Raw genomic sequence first — 22,003 nt, forward strand, 5'->3', positions numbered from 1 at the left:
ATGCGCAGCTCAAACTCCGCCTTATATACAGCTAATACAGGGCAGGACCCCAATCATGAAAGGCGACATCACAGTCATCCAGCAACTCAACAAAATCCTTGCCAATGAACTGGTCGCGATCAATCAGTACTTCCTGCATGCGCGCATGTATGACGATTGGGGCCTGGAAAAGCTGGGCAAGCGTGAATACAAAGAATCCATCAAGGCCATGAAGGACGCTGACGCGCTGATCAAACGCATCCTGTTCCTGGAAGGCCTGCCTAACGTGCAGGACCTGGGCAAGCTGAACATCGGCGAGCACACCCAGGAAATGATCAACTGCGACCTGAACTTCGAGCGCAAGAGCCACACCGACCTGAAGGCCGCCATTGCCCATTGCGAATCCAAGGGCGACTTCGGCAGCCGTGAACTGCTGGAAGATATCCTTGAAGACCAGGAAGAACACATCGACTGGCTGGAAACCCAAATCGGCCTGATCGACAAAGTGACTATCGAGAATTACCTGCAATCGCAGATGGGTGAATAACCCAACAATTCCCGGCCACTAAAAAGCCCCGCTCTCTTTCGAGAAGCGGGGCTTTTTATTGCCGCGGCCTAAAACAAATCAGGCTTCGGTCTTCGCAGCTGCTTTGGCCGCTGCGTCTTTGATCAGTGCCTGCAACGAACCATCAGCCGCCATTTCGGTGATGATGTCGCTACCGCCGACCAGCTCACCGGCAACCCACAGCTGCGGGAAGGTTGGCCAGTTGGCGTACTTCGGCAGGTTGGCGCGGATTTCCGGGTTCTGCAGGATATCCACGTAGGCGAACTTCTCGCCACATTGCATGATTGCCTGGGAAGCCTTTGCGGAGAAGCCACACTGGGGAGCGTTAGGGGCGCCCTTCATGTAAAGCAGAATAGTGTTGTTGGCAATCTGCTCTTTGATCGTTTCGATGATATCCATGGAACACCTCGGCTGGAACTTTCCGACTCATGGGTCGGCACGGTGGCGCATTGTAACGCAAACCCCAGCGTGACGCTCGGACTCCCCGACAGACAATCCTTACGCCGCCGCCACCTGCACCGGCACGCCGTTCAACGCTGCGTTGCCCGACAGCTCATCCAGTTGCCGCTCATCCGTCAGGTCATTCGCGCTCGCCCCCGGCTGCCCGCTGGCGATGGTCATCTGCACGCCAGGGCGGCCGTGGCCCCAACCGTGAGGCAGGCTGACCACACCGGGCATCATGTCGAGACTGGCCAACACTTCCACCTCGATCATGCCGATCCGCGAGCTGACCCGTACACGCTGCCCGTCAGTCAACTGGCGATGGGCAAGGTCATCCGGGTGCATCAGCAGTTGATGGCGAGGCTTGCCCTTCACCAGCCGGTGGTAGTTATGCATCCAGGAGTTGTTGCTGCGCACATGCCGGCGGCCGATCAGCAGCAACTCATTCACCTCGGGCACCGGCTGCGCGGCAAAGCGCGCCAGGTCGGCAAGGATTACCGATGGTGCGGCCTGCAGATGGCCATTGGCGGTTTTCAGGCGGCCTGCGAGGTTGGGTTTCAGCGGCCCGAGGTCCAGGCCATGAGGGTGATCGGCCAGAGCGGCAATGGACAACCTGTCACCATAAGGCCCGGCCCGCAGCCCGAAGTCGATCATCTGCGCAGGCGGCATCGTCGGTTTGAGTGCATTACCCGTCTTCTCGGCAAACGCCCGGGCCAGGCCGACGAAGATTTCCCAGTCATGCAACGCACCCTCGGGTTTCGGCAGGATGGCGCGATTGAAACGGGTGACGTTACGCACCGCGAACATATTGAAGGTGGTGTCGTAGTGATCGTTTTCCAGGGCCGAGGTGGACGGCAGGATCAGGTCGGCATAACGCGTGGTCTCGTTGATATACAGGTCGATGCTGACCATGAACTCCAGGCCATCCAGCGCCTGCTCCAGTTGCCGGCCGTTGGGCGTGGAGAGCACCGGATTGCCCGCCACCGTCACCAGCGCACGGATTTGCCCTTCACCCTCAGTGAGCATTTCTTCAGCCAGTGCCGATACCGGCAGCTCGCCCCCGTACTCGGGTCGCCCGGAAACCCGGCTTTGCCAGCGATTGAAGTGCCCGCCGGAGGTGGAAGCCACCAGATCGACTGCCGGCGTGGTGCACAAGGCCCCGCCGACTCGATCCAGATTGCCGGTCACCAGGTTGATCAACTGCACCAGCCAATGGCACAGCGTGCCGAACGCCTGGGTCGAAACGCCCATGCGGCCATAACACACAGCCCTTTCAGCCGCCGCAAAGTCCCGGGCCAACTGGCGGATCTGCTCGGCGGGTACCGCACATTGACGGCTCATGGCCTCGGCGGTGAATCCGGCCACGGCGTGGCGCACGTCATCCAGGCCGTCCACCGGCAGGTGACTGTCACGGGTCAGGTTCTCGGCAAACAGTGTATTGAGCAATCCGAACAACAACGCCGCATCACCGCCCGGGCGCACGAACAGATGCTGGTCGGCCATCGCCGCCGTCTCGCTGCGGCGCGGATCAACCACCACGACTTTGCCGCCGCGAGCCTGGATGGCCTTCAGGCGTTTCTCCACATCCGGCACGGTCATGATGCTGCCGTTGGACGCCAACGGGTTGCCGCCGAGGATCAGCATGAAATCGGTATGGTCGATGTCCGGGATCGGCAGCAACAGGCCGTGGCCGTACATCAGGTGGCTGGTGAGGTGGTGGGGTAACTGGTCCACCGAGGTGGCGGAAAAACGATTGCGGGTCTTCAGCTGGCCAAGGAAGTAGTTGCTGTGGGTCATCAGGCCATAGTTGTGCACGCTCGGATTGCCCTGGTACACCGCCACAGCATTCTGCCCGTGACGCGCTTGAATCGCGGCCAGGCGCTCGGCTACAAGTACAAAGGCGTCTTCCCACGGGATCGGCTGCCATTCGCTGCCCACCCGCAACATGGGCTGGTGCAGGCGGTCCGGGTCATTCTGGATGTCTTGCAGGGCCACGGCCTTGGGGCAGATATGGCCACGGCTGAACGTATCCAGGGGGTCGCCCTTGATCGAGGTGATCGCCAGGCTTGCGTCTTCGCCCTGGGTAGTTTCCAGTGTGAGGCCGCAGATGGCTTCGCACAGATGGCAGGCACGGTGGTGGAGAGTCTTGGTCATGGCCAGTCTCTTTTATTGTGGGCTAGGCGCTTCGGACGAAAACTATGGCCCGCCCGGGGCAGCAGCGCCAGCAACGTTCGTCGTGTGAATCGAGCGGCATCAGGCCAGGCCATGAGGAAACATCAGGAAATGTTTCAGAAGCTTCCGGCAGCCCGCTGAAACCGACGCAGCCCGGCCTCAGCCCGCCCTCACGCATTGCAATGTGGCGCAGCGCCAGTGTACAAATGACCCGCTGCTGTCAGGAAACAGGCTTCAAAAGCGCCCTCCCCGCGTCCTTGAACTCCCCTAAAAACTGTAGCCCTATTGGTAAGACGCGACATTTAATTATAAGATCGCGCCTTCCCCTATTTCGTCGCCCCGTGCGGCTTTCGCCGCAGGTCTCGCCCGTTTTCAAAATAAACCAGGCTTTGAGTATCTGCGGTCTGTTGCAAAAAGGTAGTTAATGATGAGCGCAAGGCACTTTCTCTCCCTGATGGATTGCACGCCCGAAGAGCTGGTCAGCGTGCTCCGTCGAGGCATTGAGCTTAAAGACCTGCGTAACCGCGGCGTACTGTTCGAGCCTTTGAAAAACCGCGTGCTCGGGATGATTTTCGAGAAGTCGTCCACCCGCACCCGCGTGTCTTTCGAAGCCGGCATGATTCAGCTCGGCGGCCAGGCTATCTTCCTGTCACCTCGCGATACCCAACTGGGCCGTGGCGAGCCGATCAGCGATTGCGCGATCGTGATGTCGAGCATGCTGGATGCGGTGATGATCCGTACCTTCGCCCACAGCACCCTGACCGAATTTGCCGCCAACTCCCGAGTGCCCGTGATCAACGGCCTGTCCGATGACCTGCACCCCTGCCAGTTGCTGGCCGACATGCAAACCTTCCTCGAACAGCGCGGCTCGATCCAGGGCAAGACCGTGGCCTGGATCGGCGACGGCAACAACATGTGCAACAGCTATATAGAAGCGGCGATCCAGTTCGACTTCAAATTGCGCGTTGCCTGCCCTGAAGGCTACGAGCCGGATGCACGTTTCCTGGCCCAGGCCGGCGACCGCGTGACCATCGTCCGCGACCCGCGTGAGGCGGTCATCGGCGCACACCTGGTGAGCACCGACGTGTGGACCTCCATGGGCCAGGAAGAGGAAACCGCCAAGCGCCTCAAGCTCTTCGCCCCGTTCCAGGTCACCCGCGCCCTGCTCGACCTGGCCGCGCCGGACGTGCTGTTCATGCACTGCCTGCCCGCCCACCGTGGCGAAGAAATCAGTCTCGACCTGCTGGACGATCAACGTTCAGTAGCCTGGGCCCAGGCGGAAAACCGCCTGCACGCACAAAAAGCCCTGCTCGAGTTTCTGGTTGCGCCGGCGTACCGTCCTGCATGAGCCAGCCACTACTGCTGAACCTGCGCAATCTGGCATGCGGCTATCAAGACCAACGGGTGGTGCAGAACCTCAATCTGCACCTCAACGCCGGCGACATCGGTTGCCTGCTGGGCTCCTCGGGCTGCGGCAAGACCACCACCCTGCGAGCGATTGCCGGGTTTGAGCCGGTGCATGAAGGCGAGATCAGCCTGGCAGGCGAAGTCATTTCCAGCGCCGGTTTCACACTGGCTCCGGAGAAACGTCGGATCGGCATGGTGTTCCAGGACTACGCGCTGTTTCCACACCTCAGCGTGGCCGACAACATCGCCTTCGGCATTCGCAAGCACCCGCAAAAAGAGCGTGTGGTCGCTGAATTGCTGGAACTGGTGAACCTGAAGAACCTCGGCAAGCGCTTCCCCCACGAACTCTCGGGCGGCCAGCAGCAACGCGTCGCCCTGGCTCGCGCCCTGGCGCCGGAACCGCAATTGTTGCTGCTGGACGAACCCTTCTCCAACCTCGACGGCGAACTGCGGCGCAAACTCAGCCACGAAGTACGCGATATCCTCAAGGCGCGGGGCACCAGTGCGATTCTGGTGACCCACGACCAGGAAGAAGCCTTCGCAGTGAGTGACCATGTCGGTGTGTTCAAGGAAGGTCGCCTGGAGCAGTGGGATACGCCCTACAACCTCTATCACGAACCGCTGACACCCTTTGTCGCCAGCTTCATTGGCCAGGGTTACTTCATTCGCGGGCAGTTGAACACGCCGGAATCGGTTACCACCGAACTGGGGGAGTTGCGCGGCAATCGTGCCTACACCTGGCCAACCGGCGGCGCGGTGGATGTGTTGCTGCGCCCGGACGACATCGTTTATGCACCGGACAGCGCCTTGAAGGCGCGGATTGTCGGCAAGACGTTCCTCGGCGCGTCGACCCTGTATCGCTTGCAGCTGCCGACAGGCGCTCAGCTGGAGTCGATCTTCCCCAGCCACGCCGATCACTTGGTCGGTGCCGACGTGGGCATTCGCGTGGCAGCCGAGCACCTGGTGTTGTTCCAGGCCTCAGGCAGCACCGCAGCACAAATCCCTCAGGTTGAGTCAGGCGTTCGACGCTACAACACCGCCTCCTGACGTCAACGCATCACGCCCGGCCAATTTCCGCGAACTTGGCCTGGGTGTGTTCGGCCAGCACTGTCGCTGCCAACTCCACCTCAAGCCCCCTTCTCCCCGCACTGATAAAAATTGTCGGAAACGACTGCGCCGTCACATCGATGAAGGTGCGCAGGCGTTTCTTCTGCCCCAGCGGGCTGATGCCGCCCAACAAGTAACCGGTGGCCCGTTGCGCCGCTGCCGGGTCTGCCATCTCGACCTTTTTTACCCCCGCCGCCTGCGCCAACGCCTTTAAATCCAAACTTCCGACGACCGGCACAACCGCCACCAGCAGCTCGGCTTTTTCACTGCTGGCCAGCAGGGTCTTGAACACCTGCGCCGGGTCCAGGCCCAATTTTTCCGCGGCCTCCAGACCATAGGACGCTGCCTTGGGGTCATGTTCGTAACTGTGAATTCGATGTTCGGCGCGAACTTTTTTCAACAGGTCCAATGCGGGCGTCATGTGGGCTCCAGGCTTGGCAAAAAGGTGAAAAAACAGACAGCCAATTCTAGGCCAACAACAAGCAAAAGGCTCTAGTCCGAAGCCCTCTGCCACGCGCTCACGCGCACCTTCCCTGCCGCTTCCCGCGCCCACGGCACGATCATTCATCACACCAATAATTACAAAATGACCGATCGTTCACTTTCGACCTTTGACAGCCGTCATTCTTGTCTATATTTTTTCGTTTACGAATACTGTAGGAATGCACCTACGGATTCACAGCAGTAAGCCGCGAACAGGATGGGGGATCCTCGCCACGGTGAAAATCGCCGATTGCCCGTTGCGGCAAAACGCCAGACAACAACAAAAACAGAGGTTTTCCATGACAACTGCTCTTCAACAGCCTTCACTTTCAAGTCAATGCATGGCCGAATTCCTGGGCACTGCGTTGCTGATCTTCTTCGGTACCGGATGTGTTGCTGCGCTCAAGGTCGCGGGTGCCAGCTTTGGGTTGTGGGAAATCAGTATCATCTGGGGGATCGGCGTCAGCATGGCGATCTACCTGAGCGCCGGTATTTCCGGGGCTCACCTGAATCCGGCGGTCAGTATCGCGCTGTGCATCTTTGCCGATTTCGACAAGCGCAAACTGCCGTTCTACATCATCGCCCAGGTCGCCGGGGCCTTCTGTTCGGCCGCGTTGGTTTACACGCTCTACAGCAACCTGTTTTTCGATTACGAACAAACCCACCACATGATTCGCGGCACCCAGGCCAGCCTGGAATTGGCGTCGGTGTTCTCCACCTACCCGCATCCGCTGCTGGGCACGGCCCAGGCGTTCCTGGTGGAAATGGTCATCACCGCGATCCTGATGGGCGTGATCATGGCCCTGACCGATGACAACAACGGCCTGCCCCGCGGCCCGTTGGCGCCGCTGCTGATTGGCTTGCTGATTGCCGTGATCGGCAGTGCCATGGGCCCGCTGACCGGCTTTGCGATGAACCCGGCCCGTGACTTCGGCCCCAAGCTGATGACCTTTTTCGCCGGTTGGGGTGAAATGGCTTTCACTGGCGGGCGCGACATTCCTTACTTCCTGATTCCGATCTTTGCGCCGATTGTCGGCGCCTGCCTCGGTGCTGCCGCCTATCGCGGGCTGATTGCCCGTCACCTGCCCAGCGCCGCACCTGCTACAACTGATGCAACCGAAGCGGCTGCCACCGCCAAAACCCGTACTTCCTGATGCGATAGCCTGGGCCGTACTGCCCTTTTGCGGCCCAGGCTGTTTACTGACTTCCCTATTCTCCGTCCAAGGCAATCGACATGACCGACATTCAGAATAAGAACTACATCATTGCCCTCGATCAGGGCACCACCAGTTCCCGGGCGATCATCTTCGATCGTGACGCCAACGTGGTCTGCACCGCCCAGCGTGAATTCACCCAGCATTACCCGCAAGCCGGCTGGGTCGAACATGACCCGATGGAGATTTTCGCTACCCAGAGCGCGGTGATGGTCGAGGCCCTGGCACAAGCCGGCCTGCACCATGACCAGGTCGCGGCCATCGGTATCACCAACCAGCGTGAAACCACCGTGGTCTGGGACAAAATCACCGGCCGCCCGATCTACAACGCGATCGTCTGGCAATGCCGCCGCAGCACCGAGATCTGCCAGCAGCTCAAGCGCGACGGCCACGAACAATACATCAACGACACCACCGGCCTGGTCACCGATCCGTACTTCTCCGGCACCAAGCTCAAGTGGATCCTCGACAACGTCGAAGGCAGTCGCGAACGTGCGCGTAACGGCGAGCTGCTGTTCGGCACCATCGACAGCTGGCTGATCTGGAAATTTACCGGCGGCAAGACCCACGTCACCGACTACACCAACGCCTCGCGCACCATGCTCTTCAACATCCACACGCTGGAGTGGGATGCGAAGATGCTGGAGATTCTCGACGTGCCGCGCGAAATGCTGCCGGAAGTGAAGTCTTCCTCGGAAATCTACGGTCGCACCAAAAGCGGTATCGCCATCGGCGGTATCGCCGGTGACCAGCAGGCGGCGCTGTTTGGCCAAATGTGCGTAGAACCGGGCCAGGCGAAAAACACCTACGGCACCGGCTGCTTCCTGCTGATGAACACCGGCGACAAGGCGGTGAAATCCAAGCACGGCATGCTCACCACCATCGCCTGCGGCCCGCGTGGCGAAGTGGCCTACGCCCTGGAAGGCGCCGTGTTCAACGGCGGTTCCACCGTGCAATGGCTGCGTGACGAGTTGAAGATCATCGCCGATGCCACCGACACCGAATACTTCGCCGGCAAGGTCAAGGACAGCAACGGCGTGTACCTGGTGCCAGCCTTCACCGGCCTGGGCGCTCCGTACTGGGACCCGTATGCCCGTGGCGCGCTGTTCGGACTGACCCGTGGCGTACGCGTGGATCACATCATTCGTGCAGCCCTGGAGTCGATTGCCTACCAGACCCGCGACGTACTCGATGCCATGCAGCAGGATTCCGGCGAACGCCTCAAATCCCTGCGGGTAGACGGTGGCGCGGTCGCCAACAACTTCCTGATGCAGTTCCAGGCCGACATCCTCGGTACCCAGGTTGAACGCCCACAAATGCGCGAAACCACCGCGTTGGGCGCCGCCTACCTGGCCGGCCTGGCGTGCGGTTTCTGGGGCAGCCTGGACGAACTGCGTGGCAAGGCGGTAATCGAGCGTCAATTCGAACCGCAGCTGGAAGAAGCGGCGAAGGAAAAACTCTACGCCGGCTGGCAGAAAGCAGTCAGCCGCACCCGCGACTGGGAACCCCACGAAGGCGCTGAATAAGCCAAGCGCCGGACGCGCATAGGGTTGTAACTGGCAGGGAGCAGATTCCTGCGTCATCATGGGCCACTTTTTACGGCAGCCCAAAGGACGCACCATGAATCTGCCTCCCCGCCAGCAACAAATCCTCGAACTGGTTCGCGAACGCGGCTATGTGAGTATCGAGGAAATGGCGCAGCTCTTCGTTGTCACCCCGCAAACCATCCGCCGCGATATCAATCAACTGGCGGAAGCCAATCTGTTGCGCCGCTACCATGGCGGCGCAGCCTATGATTCCAGCGTTGAAAACACCGCGTACGCCATGCGTGCCGACCAGATGCGCGACGAAAAACAGCGCATCGGCGAAGCCATCGCCGCGCAAATCCCCGATCACGCCTCGCTGTTTATCAACATCGGTACCACCACCGAATCGATCGCGCGTGCGCTGCTTAACCACAGCCACCTGAAAATCATCACCAATAACCTCAACGTCGCCATGATGCTGAGTGCCAAAGACGACTTCGACGTACTCCTGACCGGCGGCAACGTGCGCCGGGATGGCGGTGTGGTAGGCCAGGCCAGCGTTGATTTCATCAACCAGTTCAAGGTCGATTTCGCCTTGGTGGGCATCAGCGGTATCGATGAAGACGGCAGCCTTCTGGACTTCGATTATCAGGAAGTACGGGTTTCCCAGGCGATCATTGCCAATGCGCGCAAGGTGATCCTGGCGGCGGACTCCAGCAAATTCGGGCGCAACGCCATGATTCGCCTGGGACCGATCAGCTTGATCGATTGTTTAGTCACCGATCAGCAGCCGGTCCCGGCACTGGTGCAACTGTTGAATCAGCACAAGATTCGACTGGAAGTGGTGTAAGCCTATACAGGGGGTGTCCTGCCCCCTGATGTTCACAAATTTTCCTTTCTTCGCCCTTCGATCAGTATTTTCAATCGAAGCGGGCTGGCTGTGCCTGCGTTTATAAGCTACCATTTTCGCAAATGAACATTTATGTTCGAATTCCAATACGAAAAAGATTGCGAGGCCAGCCGATGAACCCTTCTACCTTGCCTGCCCCACCGCTTGCCGAAGTCTATGACGTCGCCGTTATCGGTGGCGGGATCAATGGCGTCGGGATTGCAGCAGACGCAGCCGGTCGCGGTTTGTCGGTATTCCTTTGCGAAAAGGACGACCTGGCCAGCCACACTTCCTCCGCGAGCAGCAAGCTGATCCACGGTGGCCTGCGTTACCTGGAGCATTACGAATTCCGCCTGGTGCGCGAGGCCCTGGCTGAACGTGAGGTGCTGTTGGCCAAGGCCCCGCACATCGTCAAGCAGATGCGCTTTGTATTGCCTCACCGCCCGCACCTGCGTCCGGCATGGATGATTCGCGCCGGCCTGTTCCTGTATGACCATCTGGGCAAGCGGGAAAAACTCGAAGGCTCCAAGAGCCTCAAGTTCGGCCCCGACAGCCCGCTGAAAAGCGAAATCACCAAAGGCTTCGAATACTCCGATTGCTGGGTCGACGACGCCCGCCTTGTAGTACTCAACGCCATGGCTGCGCGGGAAAAGGGTGCGCACATCCACACCCAGACCCGTTGCGTCAGCGCACACCGCAGCAAAGGCCTGTGGGAAATGAACATGGAACGTGCCGACGGCAGCCTGTTCTCGATCCGCGCCCGAGCGCTGGTGAACGCTGCCGGCCCGTGGGTGGCCAAGTTCATCAAGGATGACTTGAAGCTGGATTCGCCCTACGGCATCCGTCTGATCCAGGGCAGCCACCTGATCGTACCGAAGCTGTATGAAGGCGCCCACGCGCACATCCTGCAGAACGAAGACCAGCGTATCGTCTTCACCATTCCGTACCTGAATCACCTGACCATCATCGGCACCACCGACCGCGAATACACCGGCGACCCGGCGAAGGTGGCGATTACCGAAGGTGAAACCGACTACATGCTCAACGTGGTCAACGCGCACTTCAAGAAACAACTGAGCCGCGATGACATCGTGCACACCTATTCCGGCGTGCGCCCGCTGTGCAACGACGAGTCCGACAACCCGTCGGCCGTGACCCGCGACTACACCCTGGCGCTGTCCGGCACCTCGGGCGAGGCGCCGTTGCTGTCGGTGTTCGGCGGCAAGCTGACCACCTACCGCAAGCTGGCCGAATCGGCGATGGCACAACTGGCGCCTTACTTCACGCAGATGCGCCCAAGCTGGACGGCTACAGCCACCCTGCCCGGCGGCGAAAACATGAGCACGCCAGAAGCCCTGGCCGATGCAATCCGTAGCAAATACGACTGGGTGCCGAGCGAGATTGCCCGTCGCTGGTCCACCACTTACGGCAGCCGCACCTGGCGCCTGCTGGAAGGCGTGCAATCGCTGGCGGACATGGGTGACCACCTCGGTGGCGGCCTGTACACCCGCGAAGTCGATTACCTGTGCGCTGAAGAATGGGCCACTCAGCCCCAGGACATCCTGTGGCGCCGCAGCAAGCTGGGCCTGTTCACCACGCCGCAGGAGCAGGAGAACGTGCAGCGTTACCTGTCCAAGGTTGAGCACAACCGCGGCAAGATCGAAGCGGCCTGATCAGCCCGACGTAAAAAAGCCCCTGCACCGAAAGGTCCAGGGGCTTTTTCATGCCTGCAGATGACGCTGATAGCGCAGGCCCATTTCACGAATCCCGCTGAAGGCAGAGCCCAGCAACACGGGATAAGCCGCCTGCAAAAAGCCCGGTGTGGCCGTCGCGAGAGCCCGCTCCAACCATAGGCAGGCCTGCACTTCGTCGCCGTCGTGAGCCAGCTCCGCAGCATGGTTGTATTGCCCGCGGAAATCCCCGGCCTCGGCTGAGCGCTGATACCACTGGCGCGCCAGTTGAACATCCTTGGGCACCACCACGCCTTCATGGTGGAACCGACCCAACAGGTTCATCGACTTGGCGTGCCCCTTGGCCGCAGCCTGGCGGAACAGTTCATATGCCGCGACAAGGTCACGCTCCACACCACGGCCACGCGTCAGCAACTGGCCGTAGTTATACAAACCCCAATCCAGCCCCAGATCGGCGGCCTTGCGGTAATGCCGCGCACTGTCTTCCAAGTCGACCTCGCAGCCCCAGCCATTCTCCAGGCAGCGCCCGATCATGTTGATCGCCATGGGGTGACGCTGCCGCGCAGCGATGCGAAACCAGCTCAACCCCAGCGCCTCATCCTTCTGCACGCCACGACCGTCGAGCAGCAGCTGGGCCAGGGTCGCCTGTGCGTCGGCATCTCCCAGCTGTGCCGCATACATCACCCAGCGCACATAGGCACGCGGGTTATCACCGATATCCGAGGGCTCGCTGCCTGGCTGTGCGCTCTGCATTCCTGCCCCGAGTAGCGATCAAGGACCGCAAAAAGTTTCATGATTTATTTGGTTACAAAGTATTACATTTGAGATCGCTTATCAATTACGATCGCATCTCACTAACACCAACAAGAGATTACTCAATGGCTACCGGCATCAGTTCTGCCCCCCTCTCATCGCGGCATTTGCTCGCGTCGGCAGTGGGCCTGGCAGTGGCTGCGCAAGGAGGATTCAGTTACGCGGCGGAGCCCGCACCAGAAGACAACACAGGGGTCATCCAACTCGGCGCGACCAGCATCGAAGGCCAGGCCCCGAGCCAGAGCGTCTACAACCCTGTGGCGCCTTCTTCCCCCAAGTACACCGAGGCCCTGCGCGACACGCCGCAGACCATCACGGTGGTGCCCAAGGAAGTCATTCATGACCAGAACCTGCTGACCCTGCGCGACGTGCTCAGCACCGTGCCGGGGATCACCTTCGGGGCCGGCGAAGGTGGCAGCGGGTATGGCGACAGCATCAACCTGCGCGGCTTCTCCGCCAGCGGCGACATTTACGTGGACGGCGTGCGCGACAGCGCGCAGTACAGCCGCACCGACCCGTTCAACCTGGAGCAGGTCGAAGTCGTCAGCGGCGCAAGTTCGGTGTATTCCGGCTCCGGCGCGGTCGGTGGCACCATCAACCTGGTGAGCAAACAGCCGGAATTACGCGACAAAACCACCATCAGTGCGGGCATCGGCACCGATAACTACAAGCGCACCACCCTGGACACCAACCAGACGCTGAACGACACCACCGCGTTCCGCCTGAACCTGATGGCCCATGGTAACGACGTACCTGGCCGCGATTATGAAGATTACGAACGCTGGGGCATCGCGCCCTCCATCGCGTTTGGCCTGGGCACGCCGACACGTGTCACCGTCAGTTATGAGCACCAGAAAGACAACAACACGCCGCAGTACGGCATCCCTATCTACAACGGCAAGCCCATGCCGGGCGTGGGTTGGAGTGACTACTACGGCTACCACAACATCAATGACCAGCAAATCACCTCGGACTCGTTCAGCCTGAAGCTCGAACACGACTTCAACGACGCCGTCTCGGTGCGCAACTTCACCCGCGTCGAGCGGGTGCGCCAGGACCTGCGCGCTTCCGGCCCCGAAGGTGCATTGACCGGCTGCCTGGCCAGCGGCACCCAGATCACCGGCGCCCCTTGCGCCGCAGGCCTGCAGCCAGGCTACTTCCAGCCAAGCGGCGGCTCACTGGGTAACGAGCGCAACACCCAGAACAAGATGTTCACCAACCAGACCGACGTCACCAGCCACTTCAGCACCGGGTTCATCGACCACACGCTGGTGACCGGCATCGCCATCAGCCGCGAGGAATACGAGGCGGATACCGGTAAATGGCTGACCAACGCCAACGGCAGCACCATCGTCCCACCACCGGTCAGCTACAGCGACCCGAACTCCGAATGGTCCGGCCCCGTCAACTTCACCCGGGCCGCCCACATTGACGGCGCGCTGAACAACCGCGCCGCCTATGCCTTCGACACGCTCAAGCTCAACCCACAGTGGGAAATCAACGGCGGCCTGCGTTACGAGCACAACGCCGGCAGCTCGGTGACCAATGCCTATTCCAGCACTGGCGTGGAAACGCCCGGCACTCGCTACGGCCAGGCGGATGACCTGACCTCCTACCGCCTGGCGCTGGTCTACAAACCGGTGGAAAACGGCAGCTTCTATATCGCCTACGGCAACAGCAAGACGCCGTCCCAGGCCAGCGTCAATGGGGGTTGCTACACCCCGGCCAAAAGCTCAAGCATCGCCACCAACAACTGCGATGTTTCCCCGGAAACCGCCGTCAGCTATGAGATCGGCACCAAATGGGACCTGCTCGACAATGCCCTCTCGCTGACGGGCGCGATCTTCCGCAATGACCGCACCAACTATAAAGTCGCCGACAATGACCCGAGCAACCTGAGCGGCACCCAGACCCTCGACGGCAAGGCACGTGCAGACGGTGTGGCGCTGGGCCTGAGCGGCCAACTTACTGACCACTGGAAAGTCTTCGCCAACTACACCTACCTGAACACTCGTGTGCTGCGCAGCGCCAGCGATTACACCCTGGCGACCACCGGCATCGACGTGCAGAAAGGCGAGCCGCTGACCTTCACCCCCAAACATGCAGCCAGCATCTGGACGGTGTACGACCTGCCCTACGACTTCCAGGTGGGCTACGGCATCACGGCGCAAACCAAGCAGTACCTGGTCAGCGCCGCCAACTCGCCGACTTCCCCCGGCTATGCGGTGCAGCGTGCGATGCTCGGTTACAAGGTCAACAAACAGTTGAACCTGCAGCTGAACATCAACAACCTGTTCGACAAGGAGTACCTCACCCGTATCCGCAATAACGGTTGGGCAGTGCCCGGCGATGGCCGCGCGGCAGTGGTGTCGGCCGACTATACGTTCTGACAGAGCCACACCCAAAAGCCCCGGGAGCCACACTCCCGGGGCTTTTTCATGGGCGATACAGGCCCACGCCGCCATTCGGTTTTCCGAACGCCATAGCTCAACCTATTCGGTTTGCCGGACCAAAACAGGAGAAAAAACCCGTAACACAAAGTTAATCTCTATATAAATCATATGGTTAACCTTTTATTTCTGGTCTGGCACGACTCATGCTCTACACTCGTAGGCGATTGCCTGAGGCGCCTCAGGAGCCGTCACAGGCTTTCGCAGTACTGTTTATATAAAAACGTGGCCGTCCCAACCGGTCTCATAAAAAAAACAAATGTCGAGGAAGTATTGATGCGCATCGTTCCCCATATCCTGGGCGCAGCTATCGCTGCTGCTCTGATCAGCACTCCAGTTTTCGCCGCCGAACTCACCGGCACACTGAAGAAAATCAACGACTCCGGCACGATCACTCTCGCTCACCGCGACAGCTCCATTCCGTTTTCCTATATCGCGGATGGTTCGGGCAAACCCGTGGGCTACTCCCACGACATTCAGCTGGCTATCGTTGAAGCCCTGAAAAAAGACCTGAACAAACCCGACCTGAAGACCAAGTACAACCTGGTCACCTCGCAAACCCGTATCCCGCTGATCCAGAACGGCACCGCGGATATCGAGTGCGGCTCCACCACCAACAACGCCGAGCGCGCCCAGCAGGTTGACTTCACCGTCAATATCTTCGAAATCGGCACCCGCCTGCTGGTCAAGAAAGACAAGGAAGGCAAGCCGTCCTACAGCGATTTCGCCGACCTGAAAGGCAAGAACGTCGTGACCACCGCCGGCACCACGTCCGAGCGCATCATCAAGGCGATGAACGCCGACAAGCAGATGGGCATGAACGTCATCTCCGCCAAGGACCACGGCGAATCCTTCCAGATGCTGGAAAGCGGCCGCGCCGTTGCCTTCATGATGGACGACGCCCTGCTGGCCGGTGAAGAAGCCAAGGCCAAGAAGCCGGACGACTGGGTCATCACCGGTACTCCACAGTCCTTCGAAGCCTACGCCTGCATGGTTCGCAAAGACGACCCAGCCTTCAAGAAGGCCGTGGATGATGCGATCGTCGGCCTGTACAAGTCCGGCGAGATCAACAAGATCTACAGCAAGTGGTTCGAGAGCCCGATTCCACCAAAGGGCCTGAACCTCAACTTCCCGATGAGCGACAAGGTCAAGGATCTGATCGCCAACCCAAGCGACAAGCCAGCGCCTGACGTAAAAATCTGATACCTGACTAAGCTTATGTCCTGAGGGAGCCAACCCTCCCTCAGGCGTCTGTTGCTACCTGCTGGCTTTAATTTTGGAACACTCGACCTGGCGGTTTTCGAGCCGATCGCGTGTGCCTGGCGTTCACCGTCGGGCGGGAAAGGATCTTCCCCAAGCGGGTGCTTGTACATCGATCGATCTCGAGGGGAGACCCTAATGAATTACAACTGGGACTGGGGCGTGTTCTTCAAGTCCACCGGCGTGGGCAGCGAGACTTATCTCGACTGGTACATCGCCGGCTTGGGCTGGACCATTGCCATCGCCGTCGTGGCATGGATCATCGCCTTGCTGCTGGGGTCCATTCTGGGCGTCATGCGCACCGTGCCAAACCGCATCGTATCGGGCATCGCGACCTGCTACGTGGAACTGTTTCGCAACGTACCGCTGCTGGTTCAGCTGTTCATCTGGTATTTCCTGATACCCGACCTGCTGCCGCAGAACCTGCAGGACTGGTACAAACAAGACCTCAACCCGACCACCTCGGCCTACCTGAGCGTTGTCGTGTGCCTGGGCCTGTTCACCGCCGCCCGTGTGTGCGAACAAGTGCGTACCGGCATCCAGGCGCTGCCACGGGGCCAGGAATCCGCCGCACGCGCCATGGGCTTCAAGCTGCCGCAGATCTACTGGAACGTGCTGCTGCCCCAGGCCTACCGGATCATCATTCCGCCGCTTACCTCGGAATTCCTCAACGTCTTCAAGAACTCCTCCGTGGCGTCCCTGATCGGCTTGATGGAACTGCTGGCGCAAACCAAACAGACCGCCGAGTTCTCGGCCAACCTGTTCGAGGCCTTCACCCTGGCCACGCTGATCTATTTCACCCTGAACATGAGCCTGATGCTGCTGATGCGCGTGGTCGAGAAGAAAGTCGCCGTGCCCGGCCTGATCTCCGTGGGGGGTAAATAATGGAATTCGATTTCAGTGGCATCATCCCCGCCATCCCGGGCCTGTGGAACGGCATGGTCATGACCTTGCAGTTGATGGTCATGGGCGTGGTCGGCGGTATCGTGCTGGGTACGATCCTCGCGCTGATGCGCCTGTCGTCCAGCAAACTGCTGTCGCGCCTGGCCGGCGCCTACGTGAACTACTTCCGCTCGATCCCGCTGCTGTTGGTGATCACCTGGTTCTACCTGGCGGTGCCGTTCGTGCTGCGCTGGATCACCGGCGAAGACACCCCGATCGGTGCGTTCACCTCCTGCGTCGTGGCCTTCATGATGTTCGAGGCGGCGTACTTCTGCGAAATCGTGCGGGCCGGCGTGCAGTCGATCCCCAAGGGCCAGATGGCCGCGGCGCAAGCGATGGGCATGACCTACGGCCAGACCATGCGCCTGATCATCCTGCCCCAGGCGTTCCGCAAGATGACCCCGTTGCTGCTGCAACAGTCGATCATCCTGTTCCAGGACACCTCGCTGGTCTACACCGTGGGCCTGGTGGACTTCCTCAACTCCGCCCGTTCCAACGGCGACATCATCGGCCGCTCCAATGAGTTCCTGATCTTCGCCGGTGTCGTCTACTTCATCATCAGCTTTTCCGCCTCGCTGCTGGTCAAGCGTCTGCAAAAAAGGTTTGCCGTATGATCTCTATCAAGAATATCAACAAGTGGTATGGCGACTTCCAGGTGCTGACCGATTGCAGCACCGAGGTTAAAAAAGGCGAAGTGATCGTGGTGTGCGGGCCGTCCGGCTCGGGCAAATCGACCCTGATCAAGTGCGTCAACGCCCTGGAGCCGTTCCAGAAAGGCGACGTGGTCGTGGACGGCACCTCCATCGCCGACCCGAAGACCAACCTGCCGAAACTGCGCTCGCGCGTTGGCATGGTGTTCCAGCACTTCGAGCTGTTTCCGCACCTGACCATCACCGAAAACCTGACCATCGCGCAGATCAAGGTATTGGGCCGCAGCAAGGAAGAAGCCACCAAGAAGGGCCTGCAACTGCTGGAGCGCGTCGGCCTGTCGGCTCACGCCCACAAGCACCCGGGCCAGCTTTCCGGCGGCCAGCAACAGCGTGTGGCGATTGCCCGTGCGCTGGCGATGGACCCGATCGTCATGCTGTTCGACGAACCGACCTCGGCCCTCGACCCGGAAATGGTCAACGAAGTGCTCGACGTGATGGTGCAGTTGGCCCAGGAAGGCATGACCATGATGTGCGTGACCCACGAAATGGGTTTCGCCCGCAAGGTAGCCGACCGGGTGATCTTCATGGACGCCGGCAAGATCATCGAAGACTGCCCGAAAGAGGAATTCTTCGGCGACATCAGCGCCCGCTCCGAGCGTGCGCAGCACTTCCTCGAGAAAATCCTGCAGCACTAAGCACTGCCCTGTTGTGGTGGGTCGGGCAACCCCACTCACCACAACTGGTTGACCCAAGGCATCTGTGATGAAATGCGACCCCAACCTCTTTCGCGCCGCGCCGCCATCACTTGCCGTGAAGCCTCGTCTGATTCGCCAATTGTTCCTGCCGCCGCTGATCATCGCCCTGATGATCGGACTGGGTTACGTCGGCTTCTGGATCAGCGAGTTCTATGGGATCCGCACCCTCAGCGATACCGGCGAACGCCAGCTGGAACTGCACGCCCGCACCGTCGAGAGCGAACTCAGCAAATACACCTACCTGCCCAGTCTCCTGGAGCTGGAATCCAGCGTCTCCAGGCTGTTGGCCGACCCGAATCAAGAAACCCGCAAAACCGTCAACGACTACCTCGAAGGCCTGAACCGGCGCAGTCGCAGCCGGGCGATCTACGTGATGGACACCACCGGCCGTGTGCTGGCGACCAGCAACTGGCGCGATGCCGACAGTTACCAGGGTGAAGACCTGTCCTTCCGTGCCTATTTCCAGAATGCCGTGCGCGGCCAGCCCGGCCGGTTCTACGGCATCGGCAGCACCAACGGCGAACCCGGCTATTACCTGGCCCATGGCCTGGAAGAGCACGGCAAGATCATCGGCGTCGCCGTGGTCAAGGTACGCCTGGAAGCGCTGGAAGAGCGCTGGCAGCGGGCGCGCCTGGAGGCCTTCGTCAGTGACGAGAACGGCATCATCATTCTCTCCAGCGACCCGGCCCGTCGCCTCAAGTCCGTACGGCCATTGAGCGATGACACCAAGGACCGCCTCGCCCACAGCCTGCAATACTACTGGGCGACGCTCAACGAGCTGGAACCACTGGCCCGCGAACGCCTCAACGAAGGCACCGAGAAATTGACCTTCCCGGCCAACAGCGAAGTGGTGGCCGACGAGCATGAGGTCAGCTACCTTGCCCAGACCCGCCCACTGAACGACACCCCCTGGAATTTCACCCTGCTCACCCCGCTGAACGACCTGCGCCGGGCCGCCATCAACCAGGGCATCCTGGTGGCCGTAGCCTTTGCACTGGTGGCATTCCTGCTGATTGCCTGGAACGAGCGCCGCAAGGTGATTGCCACCCGCCTCGCCGCCCGGGAAGCCCTGCAGGAAGCCAATAACCAGCTGGAGCGACGGATTGCCGAACGCACCACCGACCTGCGGGCCAGCAACGAGCGGCTCAAGAGCCAGATTCGCGAGCGGCGCCAGGCCGAGGAAACCTTGCGCCGGGCCCAGGACGAGCTGGTGCAGGCCGGCAAACTCGCGGCCATCGGCCAGATGTCCACCAGCATCGCCCATGAATTGAACCAGCCACTGGCCGCCCTGCGTACCCTGTCGGGCAACACCGTGCGCTTCCTTGAGCGTGGGGCGCTGGACACCGCCAGTGCCAACCTCAAGACCATCAACGAACTGATCGACCGCATGGGTCGCATCACCGCCAGCCTGCGCTCCTTTGCCCGGCGTGGCGATGACCAGGGCGAAGCCAATCTGGGCAAGGCGGTGGACGCTACGTTCCAGATCCTCGGCAGTCGCCTGGAGACCCTGCCGCTGACGGTGCACCGCCACTTCAGCAGCGCGCAGTTGCAGATCGACCAGACACGCCTGGAGCAGATCCTGGTCAACCTGATGGGCAACGCCCTGGATGCGATGCAGGCGCAACCGGCCCCCGAACTGTGGCTGGAAGGCGACATCGCCGACGGCAAATATCGCCTGCGGGTACGCGATAACGGCCACGGGATTGATCCCGAGACCCGCAAGCATTTGTTCGAACCGTTCTTTACCACCAAACCCGGCGAACAAGGCCTGGGCCTCGGCCTGACGCTGTCGGCCAGCCTCGCGGCGGCGACCGGCGGCAACCTCGCCGTCGAGCATCCGGCCAGCGGTGGTACTGCCTTTGTCCTGAGTTTGCCGCTGGCGAGCCCTCAACAAGTCGAGTCGAAATGAACGCAGAAAAAACCACCGACCTGACCGTCCTGATCGTCGAAGACGACCCCCATGTATTGCTCGGCTGCCAGCAAGCCCTGGCCCTGGAAGACATTCCCAGCGTGGGCGTGGGCAGTGCCGAAGAGGCCCTGACCCTCGTCGGTGAAAACTTCGCCGGCATCGTCATCAGCGATATTCGCCTGCCGGGCATCGACGGCCTGGAGTTGCTGACCCGGCTCAAGGCCCTGGATAAAAGCCTGCCGGTGGTGCTGATCACCGGCCACGGCGATATCTCCATGGCCGTGGGCGCGATGCGCAACGGCGCCTATGACTTCATGGAGAAACCCTTCTCTCCCGAGCGCCTGGTGGACGTAGCCCGCCGCGCCCTGGAACAACGCGGTTTGGCCCGGGAAGTCTGGTCGCTGCGCCGGCAACTGGCGGAGCGCGATTCGCTGGAAGGCCGGATCATCGGTCGCTCCCCGGCCATGCAGAACCTGCGGGAATTGATCGCCAACGTCGCCGACACCTCGGCCAACGTGTTGATCGAGGGCGAGACCGGCACCGGCAAGGAATTGGTCGCGCGCTGCCTGCACGATTTCAGCCGGCGCCACTCCCACCAGTTCGTCGCCTTGAACTGCGGCGGCCTGCCGGAGAACCTGTTCGAAAGCGAAATCTTCGGCCACGAAGCCAACGCGTTCACCGGTGCCGGCAAGCGCCGCATCGGCAAGATCGAACACGCCCACGAAGGCACGCTGTTCCTCGACGAAGTGGAAAGCATGCCGATGAACCTGCAGATCAAGCTGCTGCGGGTGTTGCAGGAACGCACCCTGGAACGCCTGGGTTCGAACCAGAGCGTGGCGGTGGATTGCCGGGTGATCGCCGCGACCAAGTCCGACCTCGACGACCTGAGCCGCGCCAACCAGTTTCGCAGCGACCTGTACTACCGCCTCAACGTGGTGACCCTGGAACTGCCGCCGCTGCGTGAACGCCGCGAAGACATCCTGCAGTTGTTCGAACACTTCCTGCAGCAGTCGTCGCTGCGTTTCGACCGCACCGCGCCGGACCTCGACAACCAGACCCTGTCCAGCCTGATGAGCCATGACTGGCCGGGCAACGTGCGTGAACTGCGCAACGTGGCCGAGCGGTTTGCCCTCGGTTTGCCGGCGTTCAAGAAGAGCGGCGCCAGCAGCGGCAACCATGGGCTGGCCTTTACCGAAGCGGTGGAGGCGTTCGAGCGCAACCTGCTCAACGATGCCTTGCAACGCAGCGGCGGCAACCTGACCCAGGCCAGCCAGGAACTGGGGATGGCCAAGACCACGTTGTTCGATAAGGTCAAGAAGTACGGGCTGAGCCACTAGGAGCGCATTGTGGATTTATTGTTGAAGGCAGCATTGGGTGCGGGGGTGGTGTTGATTCTGGCGGCGCTGGCCAAGACCAAGAACTACTACATTGCAGGGTTGGTGCCGCTGTTTCCGACGTTCGCGTTGATTGCGCATTACATTGTCGGCAAGGGTCGGTCGGTGGAGGATCTGAAGACCACCATCGTGTTCGGGATGTGGTCGATCATTCCGTACTTTGTGTACCTGGCGACGTTGTATGTGATGGTTGACCGGATGCGTCTGGAGGCTTCGCTGGCGGTGGCGGCGGTAGCGTGGTTGATGGCGGCTACGATTTTGGTCAGCGTGTGGGTTCGCATGCACGCCTGACATGTGGAGCCGAATGAGTGTGTTTGTCCATTTTTTAGGTAACGGCTGATATTGGTTCCGCTCTT

19 protein-coding genes are annotated in these 22,003 nt (G+C 60.6%); 15 read left to right on the top strand and 4 right to left on the bottom strand.

Annotated features, from left to right (window positions below; genetic code table 11):
* Window positions 1-55: 55 nt before the first annotated feature.
* A complete protein-coding gene (gene bfr, locus HX805_RS17630) occupies window positions 56-526 on the top strand; it encodes a bacterioferritin (protein ID WP_008433502.1) in 471 nt (156 codons plus the stop codon).
* A 78-nt stretch (window positions 527-604) separates the two neighbouring features.
* Here bfr and grxD read toward each other — a convergent pair whose 3' ends face one another.
* Entirely contained in the window at window positions 605-943 is a 339-nt protein-coding gene (grxD, locus tag HX805_RS17635; RefSeq protein WP_003208710.1) for a Grx4 family monothiol glutaredoxin, read from the bottom strand.
* 99 nt (window positions 944-1,042) lie between these two features.
* Complete coding sequence (locus HX805_RS17640) at window positions 1,043-3,139, bottom strand: molybdopterin oxidoreductase family protein (RefSeq protein ID WP_177081937.1); 2,097 nt, start codon at window positions 3,137-3,139, stop codon at window positions 1,043-1,045.
* A gap of 445 nt (window positions 3,140-3,584) precedes the next feature.
* On the opposite strand from HX805_RS17640, the gene argF reads away from it, so the two are divergent.
* Both argF and HX805_RS17650 read left to right on the top strand, forming a co-directional pair.
* Window positions 3,585-4,505, top strand: coding sequence for an ornithine carbamoyltransferase (gene argF / locus HX805_RS17645; protein WP_003208712.1), 921 nt, complete (start codon window positions 3,585-3,587; stop codon window positions 4,503-4,505).
* A complete protein-coding gene (locus HX805_RS17650) occupies window positions 4,502-5,611 on the top strand; it encodes an ABC transporter ATP-binding protein (RefSeq protein WP_102604893.1) in 1,110 nt (369 codons plus the stop codon). The genes argF and HX805_RS17650 overlap by 4 nt, the downstream gene beginning before the upstream one ends.
* 10 nt (window positions 5,612-5,621) lie before the next feature.
* On the opposite strand, the gene ybaK is transcribed toward HX805_RS17650, so the two are convergent.
* Window positions 5,622-6,092 carry a Cys-tRNA(Pro) deacylase gene (gene ybaK / locus HX805_RS17655; protein ID WP_003208718.1) on the bottom strand — a complete coding sequence of 157 codons (471 nt, stop codon included), beginning with the start codon at window positions 6,090-6,092 and terminating at the stop codon, window positions 5,622-5,624.
* Window positions 6,093-6,453: 361 nt separating this feature from the next.
* Here ybaK and HX805_RS17660 point away from each other — a divergent pair, with 361 nt between their 5' ends.
* From HX805_RS17660 to glpD, 4 genes are all read left to right on the top strand, one after another.
* Window positions 6,454-7,308, top strand: coding sequence for an MIP/aquaporin family protein (locus HX805_RS17660; protein WP_008433490.1), 855 nt, complete (start codon window positions 6,454-6,456; stop codon window positions 7,306-7,308).
* Between the two features lie 80 nt (window positions 7,309-7,388).
* Window positions 7,389-8,894 (top strand): glycerol kinase GlpK, encoded by a 1,506-nt coding sequence (glpK, locus tag HX805_RS17665; RefSeq protein ID WP_003208721.1) that lies wholly within the window; start codon window positions 7,389-7,391, stop codon window positions 8,892-8,894.
* A 94-nt stretch (window positions 8,895-8,988) separates the two neighbouring features.
* Window positions 8,989-9,744 (top strand): DeoR/GlpR family transcriptional regulator, encoded by a 756-nt coding sequence (locus HX805_RS17670; RefSeq protein WP_003208723.1) that lies wholly within the window; start codon window positions 8,989-8,991, stop codon window positions 9,742-9,744.
* Between the two features lie 173 nt (window positions 9,745-9,917).
* Window positions 9,918-11,456 (top strand): glycerol-3-phosphate dehydrogenase, encoded by a 1,539-nt coding sequence (glpD, locus tag HX805_RS17675; RefSeq protein ID WP_008433488.1) that lies wholly within the window; start codon window positions 9,918-9,920, stop codon window positions 11,454-11,456.
* A 48-nt stretch (window positions 11,457-11,504) separates the two neighbouring features.
* On the opposite strand, the gene HX805_RS17680 is transcribed toward glpD, so the two are convergent.
* Window positions 11,505-12,227, bottom strand: coding sequence for a tetratricopeptide repeat protein (locus tag HX805_RS17680; protein WP_177036170.1), 723 nt, complete (start codon window positions 12,225-12,227; stop codon window positions 11,505-11,507).
* A gap of 125 nt (window positions 12,228-12,352) precedes the next feature.
* Between HX805_RS17680 and HX805_RS17685 the strand changes: the two genes are divergently transcribed.
* From HX805_RS17685 to HX805_RS17720, 8 genes are all read left to right on the top strand, one after another.
* A complete protein-coding gene (locus HX805_RS17685) occupies window positions 12,353-14,677 on the top strand; it encodes a TonB-dependent siderophore receptor (protein ID WP_003208728.1) in 2,325 nt (774 codons plus the stop codon).
* A gap of 336 nt (window positions 14,678-15,013) precedes the next feature.
* Window positions 15,014-15,940, top strand: a complete 927-nt coding sequence (locus HX805_RS17690; RefSeq protein WP_008433481.1) for a glutamate/aspartate ABC transporter substrate-binding protein — start codon at window positions 15,014-15,016, stop codon at window positions 15,938-15,940.
* A 195-nt stretch (window positions 15,941-16,135) separates the two neighbouring features.
* A complete protein-coding gene (locus tag HX805_RS17695) occupies window positions 16,136-16,882 on the top strand; it encodes an amino acid ABC transporter permease (protein ID WP_003208731.1) in 747 nt (248 codons plus the stop codon).
* Window positions 16,882-17,553 carry an amino acid ABC transporter permease gene (locus HX805_RS17700; protein ID WP_046384547.1) on the top strand — a complete coding sequence of 224 codons (672 nt, stop codon included), beginning with the start codon at window positions 16,882-16,884 and terminating at the stop codon, window positions 17,551-17,553. The genes HX805_RS17695 and HX805_RS17700 overlap by 1 nt, the downstream gene beginning before the upstream one ends.
* The gene (locus tag HX805_RS17705; RefSeq protein WP_003208734.1) at window positions 17,550-18,284 is read left to right on the top strand and encodes an amino acid ABC transporter ATP-binding protein; all 735 of its coding nucleotides are present in this window, start codon (window positions 17,550-17,552) and stop codon (window positions 18,282-18,284) included. Before HX805_RS17700 ends, HX805_RS17705 begins: the two co-directional genes overlap by 4 nt.
* 67 nt (window positions 18,285-18,351) lie before the next feature.
* On the top strand, window positions 18,352-20,253 hold the full coding sequence (locus tag HX805_RS17710) for a sensor histidine kinase (RefSeq protein WP_003208735.1): 1,902 nt from the start codon (window positions 18,352-18,354) through the stop codon (window positions 20,251-20,253).
* Complete coding sequence (locus HX805_RS17715) at window positions 20,250-21,590, top strand: sigma-54 dependent transcriptional regulator (RefSeq protein WP_003208736.1); 1,341 nt, start codon at window positions 20,250-20,252, stop codon at window positions 21,588-21,590. The genes HX805_RS17710 and HX805_RS17715 overlap by 4 nt, the downstream gene beginning before the upstream one ends.
* A gap of 18 nt (window positions 21,591-21,608) precedes the next feature.
* Window positions 21,609-21,938 (top strand): GlpM family protein, encoded by a 330-nt coding sequence (locus tag HX805_RS17720; RefSeq protein WP_174717800.1) that lies wholly within the window; start codon window positions 21,609-21,611, stop codon window positions 21,936-21,938.
* The last annotated feature ends 65 nt before the right edge of the window (window positions 21,939-22,003 follow it).

Source organism: Pseudomonas sp. G5001, assembly GCF_013385475.1.
Classification (GTDB): domain Bacteria; phylum Pseudomonadota; class Gammaproteobacteria; order Pseudomonadales; family Pseudomonadaceae; genus Aquipseudomonas.

What these genes read in the sequence shown, in the direction of transcription:
- HX805_RS17700 (WP_046384547.1), top strand. Translation starts at nt 16,882, where the DNA reads ATGGAATTCGATTTCAGTGGCATCATCCCCGCCATCCCGGGCCTGTGG.
- HX805_RS17670 (WP_003208723.1), top strand. Translation starts at nt 8,989, where the DNA reads ATGAATCTGCCTCCCCGCCAGCAACAAATCCTCGAACTGGTTCGCGAA.
- HX805_RS17685 (WP_003208728.1), top strand. Translation starts at nt 12,353, where the DNA reads ATGGCTACCGGCATCAGTTCTGCCCCCCTCTCATCGCGGCATTTGCTC.
- HX805_RS17650 (WP_102604893.1), top strand. Translation starts at nt 4,502, where the DNA reads ATGAGCCAGCCACTACTGCTGAACCTGCGCAATCTGGCATGCGGCTAT.
- ybaK (WP_003208718.1), bottom strand. Translation starts at nt 6,092, where the DNA reads ATGACGCCCGCATTGGACCTGTTGAAAAAAGTTCGCGCCGAACATCGA.
- grxD (WP_003208710.1), bottom strand. Translation starts at nt 943, where the DNA reads ATGGATATCATCGAAACGATCAAAGAGCAGATTGCCAACAACACTATT.
- glpD (WP_008433488.1), top strand. Translation starts at nt 9,918, where the DNA reads ATGAACCCTTCTACCTTGCCTGCCCCACCGCTTGCCGAAGTCTATGAC.
- HX805_RS17660 (WP_008433490.1), top strand. Translation starts at nt 6,454, where the DNA reads ATGACAACTGCTCTTCAACAGCCTTCACTTTCAAGTCAATGCATGGCC.
- HX805_RS17695 (WP_003208731.1), top strand. Translation starts at nt 16,136, where the DNA reads ATGAATTACAACTGGGACTGGGGCGTGTTCTTCAAGTCCACCGGCGTG.
- HX805_RS17705 (WP_003208734.1), top strand. Translation starts at nt 17,550, where the DNA reads ATGATCTCTATCAAGAATATCAACAAGTGGTATGGCGACTTCCAGGTG.
- HX805_RS17680 (WP_177036170.1), bottom strand. Translation starts at nt 12,227, where the DNA reads ATGCAGAGCGCACAGCCAGGCAGCGAGCCCTCGGATATCGGTGATAAC.
- argF (WP_003208712.1), top strand. Translation starts at nt 3,585, where the DNA reads ATGAGCGCAAGGCACTTTCTCTCCCTGATGGATTGCACGCCCGAAGAG.
- HX805_RS17715 (WP_003208736.1), top strand. Translation starts at nt 20,250, where the DNA reads ATGAACGCAGAAAAAACCACCGACCTGACCGTCCTGATCGTCGAAGAC.
- HX805_RS17710 (WP_003208735.1), top strand. Translation starts at nt 18,352, where the DNA reads ATGAAATGCGACCCCAACCTCTTTCGCGCCGCGCCGCCATCACTTGCC.
- glpK (WP_003208721.1), top strand. Translation starts at nt 7,389, where the DNA reads ATGACCGACATTCAGAATAAGAACTACATCATTGCCCTCGATCAGGGC.
- HX805_RS17640 (WP_177081937.1), bottom strand. Translation starts at nt 3,139, where the DNA reads ATGACCAAGACTCTCCACCACCGTGCCTGCCATCTGTGCGAAGCCATC.
- HX805_RS17690 (WP_008433481.1), top strand. Translation starts at nt 15,014, where the DNA reads ATGCGCATCGTTCCCCATATCCTGGGCGCAGCTATCGCTGCTGCTCTG.
- bfr (WP_008433502.1), top strand. Translation starts at nt 56, where the DNA reads ATGAAAGGCGACATCACAGTCATCCAGCAACTCAACAAAATCCTTGCC.